Origin of the sequence: Rhodococcus sp. IEGM 1372, from assembly GCF_030056835.1 — a bacterium.
Classification (GTDB): domain Bacteria; phylum Actinomycetota; class Actinomycetes; order Mycobacteriales; family Mycobacteriaceae; genus Rhodococcoides.
On sequence record NZ_JASHKS010000029.1, the window covers coordinates 41803 to 58570 of the forward strand.

The 16768-nt window shown below is 65.0% G+C and carries 9 protein-coding genes and 1 pseudogene; 9 read left to right on the forward strand and 1 reads right to left on the reverse strand.

Annotation, left to right across the window (positions count from 1 at the left end; genetic code table 11):
- Positions 1-126: 126 nt before the first annotated feature.
- The 9 genes from QM590_RS19630 (at position 127) to QM590_RS19670 (ending at position 16180) form a co-directional block, all read left to right on the forward strand.
- The gene (locus tag QM590_RS19630; protein WP_176460222.1) at positions 127-1137 is read left to right on the forward strand and encodes an alpha/beta hydrolase; all 1011 of its coding nucleotides are present in this window, start codon (positions 127-129) and stop codon (positions 1135-1137) included.
- Between the two features lie 327 nt (positions 1138-1464).
- Positions 1465-2478 carry an alpha/beta hydrolase gene (locus QM590_RS19635; RefSeq protein ID WP_068054320.1) on the forward strand — a complete coding sequence of 338 codons (1014 nt, stop codon included), beginning with the start codon at positions 1465-1467 and terminating at the stop codon, positions 2476-2478.
- 216 nt (positions 2479-2694) lie between these two features.
- Positions 2695-4596, forward strand: coding sequence for an alpha/beta hydrolase-fold protein (locus tag QM590_RS19640; protein ID WP_149407722.1), 1902 nt, complete (start codon positions 2695-2697; stop codon positions 4594-4596).
- Positions 4597-4679: 83 nt separating this feature from the next.
- Positions 4680-5228 (forward strand): DUF732 domain-containing protein, encoded by a 549-nt coding sequence (locus tag QM590_RS19645; RefSeq protein ID WP_094671290.1) that lies wholly within the window; start codon positions 4680-4682, stop codon positions 5226-5228.
- A 12-nt stretch (positions 5229-5240) separates the two neighbouring features.
- On the forward strand, positions 5241-6194 hold the full coding sequence (locus QM590_RS19650; protein WP_094638929.1) for a cutinase family protein: 954 nt from the start codon (positions 5241-5243) through the stop codon (positions 6192-6194).
- A gap of 207 nt (positions 6195-6401) precedes the next feature.
- On the forward strand, positions 6402-7400 hold the full coding sequence (locus QM590_RS19655; RefSeq protein WP_094687486.1) for an LLM class F420-dependent oxidoreductase: 999 nt from the start codon (positions 6402-6404) through the stop codon (positions 7398-7400).
- A gap of 181 nt (positions 7401-7581) precedes the next feature.
- Complete coding sequence (fadD32, locus tag QM590_RS19660; protein ID WP_149407724.1) at positions 7582-9480, forward strand: long-chain-fatty-acid--AMP ligase FadD32; 1899 nt, start codon at positions 7582-7584, stop codon at positions 9478-9480.
- A gap of 43 nt (positions 9481-9523) precedes the next feature.
- On the forward strand, positions 9524-14632 hold the full coding sequence (gene pks13, locus QM590_RS19665; RefSeq protein WP_269596069.1) for a polyketide synthase Pks13: 5109 nt from the start codon (positions 9524-9526) through the stop codon (positions 14630-14632).
- 3 nt (positions 14633-14635) lie between these two features.
- Positions 14636-16180: an acyl-CoA carboxylase subunit beta gene (locus tag QM590_RS19670; protein WP_269596068.1), complete on the forward strand. Its 1545-nt coding sequence runs from the start codon at positions 14636-14638 to the stop codon at positions 16178-16180.
- Between the two features lie 204 nt (positions 16181-16384).
- Here the strand turns inward: QM590_RS19670 and QM590_RS19675 are convergent.
- Positions 16385-16768, reverse strand: a pseudogene (locus tag QM590_RS19675) (hypothetical protein); the annotation flags it as partial.

A 16768-nucleotide genomic window follows, 5' to 3' on the forward strand; every position in this document is an offset into this window, starting at 1 on the left:
GCGATAAGTGCGGAGGATGTGTATGCGTCCGACCTGTGTGGTCGGGCGGCAAACATGATGGACTTGCGAGATCAAGCGTTGATTGCGTAACCGATGTGACGACGAAGCAGCTGAGAGGTCGAGTGCATGCTGGGTAGAAGGAAGAGCCGGTCCGAGGACAAGCGGGGTGGGTCCTGGGGACGCCGCGCCGCCACGTCCATGCTGATGGCAGTGGTCCTACCACTGGGATTGGCTGTAGCCGGCGGTGGCGCGACTGCAAACGCGGCCTTCGACGGCAATGCCATCGACGTATGGACGGACTCGTCGATGGGTCCGATCAAGAGTCGCGTCTGGCGCGCCGCGGACGGTAACACCGACCGCGTCGTCTACCTCCTCGACGGGCTGCGGGCCACCACCGACATCTCCGGTTGGGAGCACGAGACCGACGCCGGTGCCGTACTGGCCGGGTACAACATCAACGTCGTCCAGCCGGTCGGCGGACAGTCGAGCTTCTATTCCGACTGGTACGCACCGTCGAACTTCAACGGCCAGCAGACCACGTACAAGTGGGAGACCTTCCTGACGCAGAACCTGCGTGAGAACCTGCGCGCCAACTGGGGCTTCAACCCCAACCGCAACGGTGTCATCGGTATCTCCATGGGTGGATCGGCTGCTCTGACGCTCGCCGCCTACCACCCGGACCAGTTCAGCTACGCGGGCTCGCTGTCCGGCTACCTGAACATCTCTGCTCCCGGCATGCGTGAAGCGATGCGTCTGGCGTTGCTCGACTCCGGCCGCTACAACATCGACGCGATGTGGGGACCGCCGTGGGATCCGGCGTGGCTGCGCAACGACCCGTTCGTGTTCGCGCCTCGTCTGCGCGACAACGGAACCCGCGTGTGGGTGTTCGCAGGTAGCGGTCTGCCCGGCGGACTCGATCGCCCGCAGAGCTTCATCGACTACTACAACACCGCCAACGGCATGGGCCTCGAGGCCATCGCTTTGGCGAACAGCCGCGCGTTCCAGATCCGTATGGCGAGCATCGGCGCCAACAACGTCACGTATGCGTTCCCGGCCGTCGGTACCCACCAGTGGGGTTACTGGGGCGAGCAGATCCGCATCATGGCACCGGACCTGAGCGCCAACATCGGTGGCTGACCGGCCACACTTCGTTTCGGTCGTTTCGCCCGCTTTTCGGCCCTTCGTGAAACTTCACGACTTTTCAGGCCTGTTCAGCGGGGGCCGAGCAGGATAGTCTCCTGTTTCACGGAAACGTCGAGGTGAAACTGGGACGCTGATCACAGTTTTGCCTTGGAACCGCTCGATGGAATAACCTCCATCGAGCGGTTCGCCTGTTTTCACAGCAGAACCTCAGTTTTTCGGGACCACATCGTCCCTGGCCTCGAGGGGCCACCCAGAAAGCCCTGTTCGATTGCCGGGGGCCGCATGTCGCGGAGACCGCGTAGATGAGAGAGAGCACGATTCATGCGATTTGCCGGCCTCAGCAGAACCCCGAAGGCGTCTTCACGCTGGCGTCAGCGCCTGCTCGGCGTCGGTGCTGCCGCGCTCGTCCTTCCCATCGCAGCCGGTGTCGTCGGTGGAGCGGTAGCTGTTGCAGCGCCTGCTCCCGTCGTGCACCAGACGCCTGCCGGTGGCCGTGAGGACCTGATCGTTCCGTCCGAGATGGGCCCCATCAAGGTTCAGGTCCAGTGGGCGGCCCGCGGTGGCAACGCTGCTCTCTACCTGCTCGACGGTCTGCGCGCCCGCGACGATCGCAACGCCTGGACGTTCGAGACCAACGCGCAGGATCAGTTCGCCAACGACAACGTGACCCTGGTCATGCCCGTCGGCGGTCAGTCGAGCTTTTACAGCGACTGGTACACCTCGTCGAACTTCAACGGCCAGGAGGTCACCTACAAGTGGGAGACGTTCCTGACCCAGGAGCTGCCCGCGTTCCTCGAGAACTACGGCGTCTCGCGCAGCAACAACGGCGTACTCGGACTGTCCATGGGTGGCTCGGCCGCTCTGACGCTCGCCGCGTACCACCGCGATCAGTTCAAGTTCGCCGGTTCGCTCTCGGGCTACCTCAACATCTCGGCACCCGGAATGCGCGAGGCCATCCGCGTCGCCATGCTCGATGCCGGACGCTTCAACGTCGACTCCATGTGGGGACCGCCCTGGAACCCGGCGTGGCTGCGTAACGACCCGTTCGTCTTCGCGCCGAGGCTCGAGGGCATGTCCCTGTACATCTCGGCCGCCAGTGGTCTGCCCGGCGAGTTCGATCGACCGGCCGCGCCGATCGATTTCTACAACACCGCCAACGGCATGGCGCTCGAGGCCCTCTCGCTCGCCAACACCCGTGCATTCCAGATCCGCATGAACACCCTCGGCATCCCGGCCACTTACAGCTTCCCGTCCAACGGCATTCACGCATGGCCGTACTGGGGAGCCGAGCTGTGGAAGGCTCGCGGCCAGATCCTGGAAGCGCTGAACGCCTGACGTTCACCATCGTCATGTTTTCCGGAAGTGCCGCCCGCGTCCCTACGCCGGGCGGCATTTCTGTTCCAGCGGATCGTTAGCGGCACCTCTGTTCACAATTGCACCACCAGTCACAGCGCGTCTGCTTCTCGTCGGCAGCGGGCACGTGTAGAAAGACATACGAAGCATGTCTCGATAGGAGACCTTCGAATGTCACGTCGAAAGAGAGTCACCATCATGCGCACTGAGCTTGTTCGGTTCGGTCGGACTACATCGGCCGGTACACGGGCTCGGCGAGCGGCAGCAGCATTGACCGTCGCTTCCGCGCTGATGATCCCCTTCGCGACGACGACCGTTGCCTCCGCTGCCCCCGTCGCCAGGACGGCCCCTGTTGCACTGGCCGGCCCCGCCTACACGCAGACATCCGGTGCCACCGTCACTTCGGTGGACTGGCTCTCCGATCGTCGCGTCGCGCTGTGGATCCAGTCGCCCTCGATGGGAACGCCCATCCAGGTTCAGCTGCTGCTCGCGCGTGACTGGAACATCAACCCTCAGGCGACGTTCCCGCAGGTGTACATGCTCGACGGCCTGCGCGCGACCGATCAGGAGAACGGCTGGACGGCCGAGACCGACGCCGAGTCGTACTTCGCCGACAAGAACGTCAACGTGGTCCTGCCCATCGGCGGCCAATCCAGCTTCTACTCCGACTGGGTCGATCAGGACAACGGCAAGAACTACCAGTGGGAGACGTTCCTGACCGAGGAGCTCCCGCCGATTCTCGAGCGCGACTGGCGCAGCACCGACAACCGCGGCGTCGTCGGACTGTCGATGGGCGGCACGTCCGCGATGTTCCTCGCCGCGCGCAATCCCGGCTTCTTCAAGTTCGCCGGATCGCTCTCGGGCATCCTGAGCACCACCTCGCTGGGTATGCCGCAGGCCATCCAGTACGCGATGACCGACGCCGGTGGGTTCAACTCCAGCGCCATGTGGGGGCCGCCGTCGAACTCGCTGTGGGCACAGCACGATCCGTACGTGCTGGCCGACAAGCTCGAAGGCGTCAGCCTCTACATCTCGAGCGGCAACGGCTCGGCCGGACCCTACGATCAGCCGTCGCCCATTCCTGGTGTGAGCACCAACTACGCAGGTATGGGTCTGGAGATTCTGTCGCGACTGACTTCGCAGACGTTCGCCACCAAGCTCAACCAGCTCGGCATCCCCGCTCAGGTCAACTACCGGCCGTCGGGCACGCACTCGTGGCCGTACTGGCAGTTCGAGTTGCATCAGCTGTGGCCGCAGCTCGCCACCGCGCTCGGCGTCGAGGTGGACAAGCCCGCGTGCAGCGCCGCCGGTCTGATCGGAAACGCGAGCGGTGCCAACTCGTGGCTCGGCCCGTGCTTGACCGCCGAATACAACGTGGCAGGCGGACGCGCACAGGACTTCACCTTCGGCCGGGTCTTCTTCACCCCCGACACCGGTGCTCAGGTCGTCGCCGGTGCCATCGGTGGCATCTACCAGGGCAACAGGGGCCCCGAGGGTGCTCTCGGTTTCCCGACGACCGGCGAGATCGGTACTCCCGACGGTCGCGGACGGTTCAACGCCTTCCAGAACGGCATGGTCTACTTCACGCCGCAGACCGGCGCGCACGCGGTCAAGGGCGCTGTGCTCGACGAGTGGGCCGCCCAGGGTTACGAGGGCGGACCGCTCGGCTACCCGGTGCTCGACGAGGTCGAAACCCCGACCAAGCCCGGATCGGTGCAGGGCTTCGAGATCGGTGCCATCTACACCTCGCCCGAGGCCGGTGTGCACTCGGTGCAGGGCATGATTCTGGGCAAGTACGGCGAATTGGGTTGGGAGGGTGGACCTCTCGGGTTCCCCAAGTCCAACGAGCTCGGTCCGATCAGGGACGGCGGACGCTTCAATCAGTTCGAGACGGGCAACATCTACTGGAGCCCGCTGAGCGGTGCCTGGTCCACTCCGTACGGTCCGATCTTCGACGCGTGGGGATCGGTCGGCTACGAGGGCGGCCGGCTCGGTTACCCCACCAGCGATCAGTTCGACATCGACGGTGGCGGCAAGCAGCAGAACTTCCAGTTCGGCATCATCACGCTGAAGGACGGCGTTGCCACGATCGCGCCGTAGAACCTGCCGACAGCAGCTCAGAGTTCTCACAGAGCGCGGCGGTACTCTCGCCTGCGAACCCGACGACCGAAGGATTTCGATCGATGACGCGTAATTCCCTCACCAGGACTCTGTCGCTCGGTGTGTTCGCCGTTGCGGCGAGTTCGATGCTGGTGGCCTGCGGGAGTGACGACTCGACGGCGACCGGAGCGCCGACGAGCACCACCTCGGCCGTCGAGACGACGACCGAGGCGAGTTCGACGACGTCGGCTGCAGAGAGCACCACCACCGCTGCGCCGACCACGAGTCCGGGGGAGGCGGCCACCGCGCCGCCCGAGCAGCCTCAGCCCGTGCCGGACGATTTCCCGGGGCCGACGGAAAGTCAGATCGACGACCGCGGTCAGAGTTTCCTGGACGAGTTGAGGAAGCAGGGCATCACCCCGGCGGGCAACGGCGACATCGCGGTCTCGACGGCCAATTACATCTGTGCCGCGCAGGCGCAGGGCGTCACGGCCGAGGAGATCTCGACCTTCGTCACGGCGAACGTCGGCGTCGAGGCCAGCGCTTCCGGAACCCAGATGAGCGAGACGCAGGCTCAGCAGGCGGCTCAGACCTACATCGCCGCCGCGCAGGCGACCTACTGCAGGCCGTAGAGATCCACGGTGATGGCCAAGCGTAAGCGCAGAATCCTTCCGGTGATCGCCGTTGCAGCGATCATCGGTCTGATCATCGTCGCCCTCTGGTACCTGCTTGCCGGAAGGCTGCCGAAGGAACCGGGAATTCCGGTGCCTCCGGGCCCCGAGGAGCCGACGTCGCAGCCGGCCGATTGCCCCGACGTTCAGGTCATCGCCATCCCCGGTACCTGGGAGTCGTCTGCCACCGACGATCCGTACAACCCGACGGCCAACCCGGTGTCGTTGATGCTCAACGTCACTCGTCCGTTGCAGGAGCAGTTCCCCGGCTCGCGAGCGGACGTCTACACCGTGCCGTACGTGGCGCAGTTCTCGAATCCCATCGCGCTGCCGCCGGACGGCCAGGAGTCCTACAACAACAGCCGCACCCAGGGCAAAGCCGTCGCCGTGCAGAAGATGACCGATGTCAGCGCGCGTTGCCCGTTGACCAATTTCGTCCTCGCAGGCTTCTCGCAGGGCGCGGTCATCTCCGGCGACATCGCAGCGGACATCGGAGCGGGCAACGGTCCCATTTCGGCCGATCGTGTTCTGGGCGTCACCCTCATCGCCGACGGTCGACGCGACGGCGTCTCCGGCACCGATGTTCCGGCCCCGCTCGACGGCGTCGGTGCCGAGGTAGCGCTCGGCGGACTCGACCTGCCCGGTATCACGATGACGGGGCGTCGGGAAGGTGGCTTCGGTGCTCTCGACGACCGGACCAATCAGATCTGTGCTCCCGGCGATCTGATCTGCTCGTCGCCGTCGGATGGATTGTCGCTCCGCAACATTCCGCAGAGCATCCAGATTCTGATCGGTGCTGCAGGGAACCCCGTTCATGCGTCGTACAACAGTTTTGTCGTCGACGAATCCGGTACGACGGCTACTCAGTGGACCGCTTCGTGGGCCGCCGGACTGATCGAGAACGCCCCGACGCCCCCGCATTCGTGAGCGCTGACGCTTTTATAACGGAAACGTCACAACGCGACGTGTGGCGATCTATTGCCGGGCACAAACCTGGGTCGTGAAACCCCCAGCCGGTGTGATCGCGTCGGGCCAGCGGCTAGAGTGGCGCCTTGGACCTGCGCAGATCGGCCCCGGCCGGGCTGCTCTCGCCACCCGAAACAAGACCGCTCCACACTCCGAGGAGAGCAATAGATGAGTTCCGCCGAGGCCGCGACCCCAGGGCCGCGTAAATTCCGATTCGCTGCGGGCGGAGAGGGAAACGCCGAGGAGGGCGGGGCTCGGAAGTTCATCAAGCTGGCGCAGCAGGCCGAGGAACTGGGCTACGACAGCTTCATGATTCCCGATCACCTGGGCAACCAGGTCGGTCCCATCGCAGCACTCGGCGCGCTCGCCGTCGCCACCGACAAGATTCGGCTCGGCACCGCTGTGTTGGCCAACGGCTTCCGGCATCCCGCGGTGCTGGCCAAGGATGCGGCCACCATCGATGTGCTGTCGGGCGGGCGGCTCGAACTCGGTCTCGGCGCCGGTTGGATGCGTGAGGAGTACGACAAGGCGGGCATCACGTACGACCGTCCGGGCGTGCGCATCGAGAAGTTGGAAGAGACGCTCGAAATTCTCGACGTGCTGCTGCGCGGTCAGGAATGCAATTTCGAGGGCAAGCACTACACGATCACCGGTCTCAAGGGCAGTCCTCGGCCGCGGCAGGGACCGCGTCCGCCGATCTGCATCGGCGGTGGCGGTCCGAAGATGCTCGCGTTGGCGGCCAAGCATGCCGACATCATCTCCGTGGTGCCGAGCACCTCGAAGGAGGGCAAGCTGTTGCTCTCGGGCATGACCATCGAGAAGACCCTCGAGCGAGTCGAGCTCATTCGCGCCGCCGCGGGCGATCGGTTCGACGACATCGAACTGAACTGGGCCATCACCACGATCGTGGTCACCGACGACCGTGAACAGATGGCCGAGATGGCGCTGGCGGCACTCGACAACGGCTATCCGCCGAACGTGGACGTCGACGTCAAGCTCACCGTCGAGGACATCCTGTCGTCTCCGTACCTCGCATTCGGGACATACGAGGAAATTGCCGATCAGATCCGTAACGTTCGCGCGCGGACGACGATGTCCTATGTCGGGGTTTTCCCTACTCAAATGGAAGCATTCGCGCCGGTTGTCGACTTGCTGAAAGGCGAGTGACGCAGGCGCGTGTCGGTACCATGTAGCTGGCCTTTCAAACCAGGTGCCAAACCGACACCGTAAGAGCTACTAGTCAGTAACATAAAACGCTGTTCGGTGTCTGCATGCACGCAGCCGGTGGTGCGGGCCCAGGTCACGCAGGCTGTGTGGCAGCGGATTCGTGTCGGAGGAGATTGAAGTAATGAGCCACACGTTCGATGATTTCATCGATGAGAACGGCCACATCACCATCGGTGAAGGGCAGACGCTCGTCCGTCACGTCGAGGTGAACGTGCAGGAGAATTCCGACACGCTCGCGTACCGGTTCGTCGACTACTCCCGGGAACGTGACGGCGAGGCTCACGAGCTGACCTGGGCCGAGTTCGGTACTCGCCTCAAAGCGGTCGCGGCTCGCCTGCAGCAGGTCACCCAGCCCGGTGATCGAGTGGCGATCCTGGCACCGCAGGGCCTCGAGTACGTCATCGCCTTCTTCGGTGCGATCTACGCGGGCACCATCGCGGTGCCGCTGTTCGATCCCGACGAGCCGGGCCACACCGACCGCCTGCACGCGGTCCTCGGTGACTGCAAGCCGAGCGCCATCCTCACCGCGAGCAACTCGGCCGCAGGTGTGCGCGCGTTCTTCCGCGCCCTGCCCGCCGCGGAGCGTCCCCGGATCATCGCCGTCGACGCCGTCCCGGACAGCGTCGGTGAGACGTGGGTCGAGCCCAAAGCCGGGCTCGACGACATCGCCTATCTGCAGTACACCTCCGGTTCGACGCGGACGCCGGCCGGCGTCGAGATCACGCACCGCGCAGTGGGCGTCAACGCGCTGCAGATGGTCGACAGCATGGAGATCAACCACGACTCCCGCGGCGTCACCTGGCTGCCGATGTTCCACGACATGGGCCTGCTGACCGTCATCCTCCCGGCGCTCGGCGGCAAGTACATCACCATCATGAGCCCGCGCGCCTTCGTGCAGCGGCCCTGGCGCTGGATCAAGGAACTCGCAGCTGTCTCCGACGGCGCAGGCACGTTCGCGGCAGCACCGAACTTCGCGTTCGAGCACGCCGCCCAGCGTGGATTGCCGAAGAACGGCGAGCCCCTCGACCTGTCCAACGTCATCGGTCTGATCAACGGCAGTGAGCCGGTCACCACGTCGTCGATGAAGAAGTTCAACGAGGCGTTCGGTCCCTACGGACTGCCCAAGTCCGCGATCAAGCCGTCCTACGGCATGGCGGAGGCGACCCTGTTCGTCTCGACCAGCAAGCACGCCGACGAGGCCAAGGTCGTCTACGTCGACCGCGTCGAGCTCAACGCAGGCAACTTCGTCGTCGTCGCCCCCGATGCCCCCGGTGCCATCCCACAGGTGTCCACCGGAACCGTCGCGCGCAGCCAGTGGGCTGCCATCGTCGACTCCGAGACCGCCACCGAGGTTGCCGACGAACACGTCGGCGAGATCTGGTTGCACGGGGAGAACATCGGCAAGGGTTACTGGGGCCGCGAGACCGAGACCACGGAGACCTTCCACAACAAGCTCGTCCACCGCAACTCCGAGGGCTCGCACGCAGAGGGCGCTCCCGAGGGTGGCAACTGGATGCGTACCGGCGACTTCGGCGTCTACCATGACGGCGAGCTCTACATCACCGGTCGCGTCAAGGACCTCGTCATCGTCGACGGTCGCAATCACTACCCGCAGGACCTCGAGTTCTCGGCCCAGGAAGCCAGCAAGGCACTGCGTCCCGGCTTCGTCGCGGCGTTCGCTGTTCCGCTCAACCAGCTCCCGGACATCGTGTTCGAGTTCAGCGGCGCAGCCCTGACCAAGGACTCCGACGACAGCTCCGAGCAGCTCGTGATCGTCGCCGAGCGTGCACCCGGCTCGGGCAAGGCAGACCCGGCTCCGATCGCCGACGAGGTGCGTACCGCAGTATCGGCACGGCACGGGGTCACCGTGCGCGATGTCCTGCTCGTCCCGGCCGGTTCCATTCCGCGCACGTCCAGCGGCAAGATCGCTCGACGCGCCTGCAAGGCCGCGTACATCGAGGGCACGCTGCGTGGCGGTTACCAGCAGACGGCCTTCCCGGATGCAGAACTGCCCGACTGACGGACGCATCCTCCGTTCTTCCTCCGATACGACTTGGTGAGTAATGGCTGAACAAGAGACAGACAAAATCGAGCGCGTGGACGGCGGAGACCTCACGGTTGCGCAGCTGCGGGACTGGCTGCGCAACTGGGTTGCGGACGCGACCGGGCAGCCGGCGTCGGCTATCTCCGACGACCGCCCGATGGAGGAATTCGGTCTGTCCTCTCGCGATGCCGTCGCACTGAGCGGCGAGATCGAGGAACTGGTGGGGGTCACGCTGACCGCCACCGTCGTCTATCAGCACCCCACCATCGCCTCGCTGGCCAAGATCATCATCGAAGGCGAGCCGGACGAGCCTGTCGGCACCGTGGACGACGCGTTCTACACCAGCGGCGGGCAGTCGGGCGATGCGCACGACGTCGCGATCGTGGGCCTGTCCTCCCGGTTCCCGGGTACCGGACAGACTCCCGAAGAGATGTGGTCGCTGCTGATCGAAGGCCGCGACGGCATCACCGATCTGCCCGACGGCCGCTGGCAGGAATTCACCTCCGATCCCGTCATCGCTGCCGCGGTGGCCGCAACGGTGACCAAGGGCGGTTACCTCGACGACGTCAAGACCTTCGACGCCGAGTTCTTCGCGATGTCGCCCAACGAGGTCGTCAACGTCGATCCGCAGCAGCGGCTCGCGCTGGAACTGACCTGGGAAGCGTTGGAGCACGCGCACATTCCGGCCAGCTCGATCAAGGGCAGCCAGGTGGGCGTCTTCATCGGCAGCTCCTCCAACGACTACCAGCTGATCGCCGTCAGCGACCCGGCCGTGCACCCGTATGCCCTCACCGGCACGTCCACCGCCATCGTCGCCAACCGAGTGTCGTACTTCTACGACTTCCGCGGGCCGTCGATCGCCGTCGACACCGCGTGCTCGTCGTCGCTCGTCGCCGTGCACCAGGCGGTACGCAGTCTGCGTACCGGCGAATCCGATCTTGCCGTTGCCGGTGGCGTCAACATGCTGCTCGCACCGCCCATCACCGTCGGATTCGGTCAGACGGGTGTGCTCGCGCCGGACGGTCGAATCAAGGCCTTCTCCTCCGACGCGAACGGCATGATCCGCTCCGAAGGCGGCGGACTCGTCGTGCTCAAGCGACTCGAGGACGCCGAGCGCGACGGTGACCAGGTGCTTGCCGTCATCGCCGGCTCCGCGATCAATCAGGACGGTCGCTCCAACGGTCTGCTGGCACCGAACCCGGACGCACAGGCCGACGCGCTACGTTTCGCCTACCGCGACGCCGGTATCAACCCGTCGGGCGTGGACTACATCGAAGCGCACGGCACCGGAACCATTCTGGGCGATCCGATCGAGGCCGACGCTCTCGGTCGTGTGGTCGGCCGTGGTCGCGACGCCGACAAGCCTGCCCTGCTGGGATCGGCGAAGACCAACTTCGGACACCTCGAATCTGCCGCAGGCGCAGCAGGTTTGATCAAGGTCGTCCTGGCGATGCAGCAGAACAAGCTCCCCGCCTCGCTCAACTACGTGGGCCCCAACCCGTACATCGACTTCGACAAGGCGCACCTGAAGGTGATCCCGGAGGCCACCGACTGGCCGCGGTACACCGGCAAGGCCGTCGCAGGCGTCTCCGGCTTCGGATTCGGTGGCACCAACGCGCACGTCGTCGTCCGCGAGTACGTCCCGGGTGAGACCGCAGACGCATTCGATCCAGCGGCGGTGGATCCGGAAGCCGTTCTCGTCGAGGGCCTCACCGATGTGGCCGGTGAGGAACTGCCGATCGTCGCCGACCCCGAGCCCGAACCCGTCGTGTCGGAGGTCGAGACCACGGATCCGGTGGCCGAGGCCGAGGGAATTCTGTCCGACGCTGAAACAGGTTCGGAGACTGTGATTCTCGCTGTGTCCGCGGCCCTGCCCTCGCGTCGTAAGCGGGCCGCATCGGAACTGGCCGACTGGCTCGAAACCGAAGAGGGCAGCACGACGCCTCTCGTCGACGTGGGCCGCACCTTGGCCCGCCGCAACCACGGGCGTTCGCGCGCAGTGGTTCTGGCATCCACCACAGCCGAGGCCATCGCCGGACTGCGCGCCATCGCCGCAGGCAAGCCGGGTCCCGGTGTGTTCTCGGCAGATTCGCCCGCGTCCAACGGGGCGGTGTGGGTGTTCTCCGGCTTCGGTTCGCAGCACCGCAAGATGGCATCGCGGCTCTACCGCACCAACGCGGTGTTCGCTGCCGAGATCGACAAGATCGACGACCTGGTCGTCGACGAGGCCGGCTACTCCATCCGCGAGATCATCCTCGACGACTCGCAGACCTACGAGTTCGAGAACTCCCAGGTCGCCATCTTCGTCATCCAGATCGCCTTGGCGGCAACGCTTCGCGCGCACGGTGCCGAGCCGGCGGCCGTCATCGGACACTCGATGGGCGAGGTTGCGGCCGCGTACGTTGCCGGTGGCCTGAACCTCGAAGACGCGGTGCGCATCATCTACGCCCGTTCGCGCCTGCTGGCCGAGGGCCAGGACGGACTCGGAGCCGCATCGCAGGGTGCCATGGCTCTCGTCGAGTACACCCCGGACGAGGTCAAGACCCTCACCGATCAATTCCCCAACGTCGAACCCTGCGTCTATGCAGCGCCGACGCACACCACCGTCGGAGGACCACGCGCCGAGGTCGAGGCCCTCGTCGAGATGGCCGAGGCCGCAGGCAAGATGGCCCGCCTGCTCGACGTCAAGGGCGCCGGACACACCGCGGCAGTCGATGTCCTGCTCGGTGAGCTGGCCGCCGAACTCGCCGGAATCGAACCAGGCAAACTCACTGCCGGCGTCTACTCGTCGGTCGATCGCGAGGCCCACTATCGCGTCGGGCATGCGGCTATTCACGGCGTCGAGTACTGGACCAAGGGAATGCGTCATCCGGTCTGGTTCACTCAGGCCGTCAATGTCGCTGTGGGAGACGGTCACACGACGTTCGTCGAGCTTGCTCCCAACCCTGTCGCGCTGATGTCGGTCGCCGCCACGGCCTGGGCTGCAGGCGTTGCCGATTCGACTCTGATCCCGACGCTCAAGCGCAAGGAAGACGAGGCCGAGACGTTCCTCTCCGCTCTGGCGCAGCTCTACGTCCACGGGCACGCCCTGGAACTGGCCACGCTGTTCGAGTCCGGCCCGTACGCGCCGATCCCGCGTACCGCGTACCTGCGCAAAGAGTTCTGGCTCAATTCGCAGGTCAGCTCCAGCGGCAACGCGCGAGTTCCCGGTGCGCGCGTCGCCTTGCCTGATGGCCGCCACGTCTGGGAAGTTCAGGCCTCGGCCGTCACCTCATTCGATGCATTGGTCACGGCCGCTGCATCGCAGGTGTTCTCCGATGTGGCACTGGGTGTTTCGGTCTCCCATGCTGCGGTACCGAAGGCGGGCACGGTCGTCACCTCGTTGACCTCCCACCTCGGTGGCGCGTCGGTCCAGGTGCACGCCCACGAGGGCTCGGCGTTCACCCTGCTGCACGAGGCCGTCGTCACCTCCGGTGATGCGCGTCCGGAACCCGTTGTGGCGGTGGAGGAGCGATCCTCGTCCCCCATGGAGGAGTTGCCGGAGGTCGTCGAGACGTTCGGTGACCGTTGGGATCCCAACGGCAATCAGAAGCTCGAAGACCGATTGGCCATCATCGTCGCGGAGTCCATGGGCTATGCGCCCGAGGATCTGCCGCCCGAGGTTCCGCTGATCGAGCTCGGCCTCGATTCACTCAGCGCCGTGCGGATCAAGAACCGGGTGGAGTACGAATTCGACATTCCCACAGTGCAATTGCAGGCCGTGCGTGATGCGAACCTGCGTGAGGTGGAGAAGTACCTGCGCTACGCGATCGAGAACCGCGACGAGGTGCAGGCACTGGCCGACAAGCAGGCGGCGGAGAAGGCAGCCGAACAGGCTGCCGAGAGCGGTGCGGCAGCTCGCGAGGAAGCGCTGGACACCGCTGTTGCGGCACCCGACGCTGCGGTACCGAGCGCCGAGTACCAGCCTGCGCCTGCTGTTGCTGCCCCGGCGGTTGTTGCTCCGGCGCAGACCGACCTCGGCGGCAAGGAAGCGTTCGCCGAGGCTGCTGGGTCCGACGTGCCTCCGCGCGACAATGCCGAGCGGATGACGTTCGCGACATGGGCTGTGGTGACGAAGGAATCGGCCAAGGGCATCTTCAACACCCTGCCGATCCTCGACGACGAGACGGCCGAGAAGCTGGCTGCTCGTCTGACCGAGCGGGCAGGCGGCGAGATCACCTTCGACGACGTCCTGGACTCGGAGACCATCGAGCAGCTCGCAGACAAGGTTCGCCCGCACCTCGAGGACGGTGAGATCGACGGCGTCGTACGCAATCTGCGTGCCCGTCCCGAAGGATCCACCGCCACACCGGTGTTCGCGTTCCACTCGGCCGGTAGCTCCACCGTCGCCTACGAGCCCTTGCTGAGGAAGCTGCCCGCGGGCACTCCGATGTACGGACTCGAGCGCGTCGAAGGACCCATCGCCGTGCGAGCCGCGGAGTACGTGCCGCTGATCAAGGCGATCCAGCCCGAAGGACCGTACGTGTTCGTCGGCTGGTCACTCGGCGGCATCCTCGCCTACGAGGTGGCGCGGCAGATGGAGGAAGAGGGCATCGAGGTCGCCTACGTCGGGCTGCTCGACACCGTCATGCCCGGCACACAGATCCCGGACACCAAGGACGAGGTGCGGAAGCGCTGGGAGCGGTACGCGGCGTTCGCGAAGAAGACGTACAACGTCGATTACCCGATTCCGTACGACAAGTTGGTGGACTCGGACGACGAGGGGCAGATCCGCATCATCACCGATCTGGTGAAGCTCAGCGGCGCGAAGATCCCCGGCGGCATCATCGAGCACCAGCGCACGTCGTGGCTCGACAATCGGGCGATCCAGACGGCCGAGCTCAAGAAGTACGGCGGGCACGTGACGCTGTACATGGCCGACAAGTACCACGACGACGCGATCGCCCTCGAGCCCGCGTACGCCACCCGCGAAGAGCACGGCGGCTGGGGACCGGTGGTCGAGGACCTCGAGATCGTGTACGTCGGAGGCGATCACCTCGCCGTCGTCGACGAGCCGTACATTGGAAAAATTGCGGCCCATTTGTCGAAGACGCTCGAGAACATCGAGTCTGCAAGAACCGGAGCGTAGATCTTGAGTGGCACCACTGCGGAGAAGCTGGCCGAACTACGGACGAAGCTCGAACAGGCCAAGGAGCCGGCCGGCGACATCGGCGTAGCGAAGCGCGCGAAGAAGGGCATCCCCAGTGCCCGCGATCGCGTCAACTCGTTGCTCGATCCCGGCAGCTTCGTCGAGATCGGCGCACTGGTGAAGGCCCCGAACGATCCCGGCGCGCTCTACAGTGACGGCGTCGTCACCGGCCACGGAACCGTCGACGGCCGCCCGATCGCCGTGTTCTCGCACGATCAGACAGTGTTCGGCGGAACCGTCGGCGAGATGTTCGGTCGTAAGGTCGCCGGCATCATGGACTTCGCGATCAAGATGGGCTGCCCGGTCGTCGGCATCAACGACTCCGGTGGAGCTCGTGTGCAGGACGCGGTGACGTCCCTGGCCTGGTACGCCGAGCTGGGTCGACGCCACGAGGCGTTGTCCGGTCTGTGCCCGCAGATCTCCCTGATCCTCGGCAAGTGTGCCGGCGGTGCCGTGTACGCGCCGATCAACACCGACATCGTGGTCGCCACCGAAGAGGCGTACATGTTCGTCACCGGCCCGGAGGTCATCAAGTCCGTCACCGGTGAGGACGTCAGCCTCGACGAACTGGGCGGTGCGCGCGTCCAGGCCGTCAACGGCAACGTGCACCACGTGGCAGCGGACGAGAAGGCTGCGTTCGAGTGGATCCGGAACTACCTGAGCTACATGCCGTCGAGCTGCCAGGAAGAGTCGCCGGTGATCAACCCGGGGCTCGAGCCGGAGATCACCGAATCCGATCGCACGCTCGACTCGTTCATGCCCGACGCCGACAACGCCGGTTACGACATGCACGACATCATCCTGCGCATCTTCGACGACGGTGAATTCCACGAACTCTCGGGCCAGACGGCACCGAACGTCATCACCGGCTTCGCCCGCGTCGACGGCCGGCCGGTGGGAATCGTCGCCAATCAGCCGATGCACCTGTCCGGTGCACTCGACGCCAAGGCAGCGGACAAATGCGCCCGGTTCATCCGGCTCAGCGATGCCTACAACATTCCGATCATCTTCCTCGTCGACACACCCGGCTTCCTGCCGGGCGTCGACCAGGAGACGCTCGGCGTCATCCATCGTGGTGGCCGCTTCATCTTCTCGTTCGTCGAAGCGACGGTGCCGAAACTGACTGTGGTGATTCGTAAGTCGTACGGCGGCGGATACGCGGTGATGGGCTCCAAGCAGCTCGGATCCGACATCAACCTCGCCTGGCCGACCGCCCGCATCGCCGTCATGGGTGCCGAAGGTGCCATCAACATCATGAGTCGCAAACAACTCGCCGAGGCCGGAGAAAATGCACCGGCACTGCGCAAGCAGCTCATCAACTTCTACAACGAACACGTGGCAACGCCCTGGATCGCCGCCGAGCGTGGCTACATCGACGCGGTCATCGAGCCCTCGCAAACGCGCCTCGAAATTCGTAAGGCCCTGCACATCCTGAAAGACAAGGAAGTGCACAAGAGTCCACGGAAACACTCGTTGCTTCCGATCTAGCCGGACTGAAGTGGTTCCCCAGTTCTCGCGGGGGCGTACGTCGGGGTCGCTGCGCTCCCAATGGGATCAATGTGGGTTCCAGTCACTCAGATTGCAACAAAGCCGCATTCATTCATATGTCTCTATGAGCCAGAAGCGAATGAATGTGGCTTTATTGCAGTTGGAGTGACTGCAAGCGGCATTCATTCGATGTCGTGTAGCGGCTCACCGAATGAACAGCGGGGGGCGTGGTCTCTCCAGCGCCTGTTGGTAGCCGGCGCGAAGATCCGCGAGAACACGCTGGGGGTCGTCCCGGATGTCCTGCGGAAGATGTGAAACGACGATCGCACCGTGACGTTGCATAAGAGCTCGGCGCGCCATTGTGTTCGCATGGTCGATCGGCGACAGGTGATGGGCGAGCGAGTCGATCTCCCACACGAAACAGACCGCGTCCTGGAATCCGTCGGGACTGCCGAGGAACGTACCGTCCGACGCGAAGAGGCGTGCGTTGTGAATCATCGGCGGGAGCCCGCTCGATCGGTAGAGCCGCTGAGTGTCAGCGGTCACGTAATTCCCCAGGCTTGAGGGGGTGTCCGTCACGTAATTCCC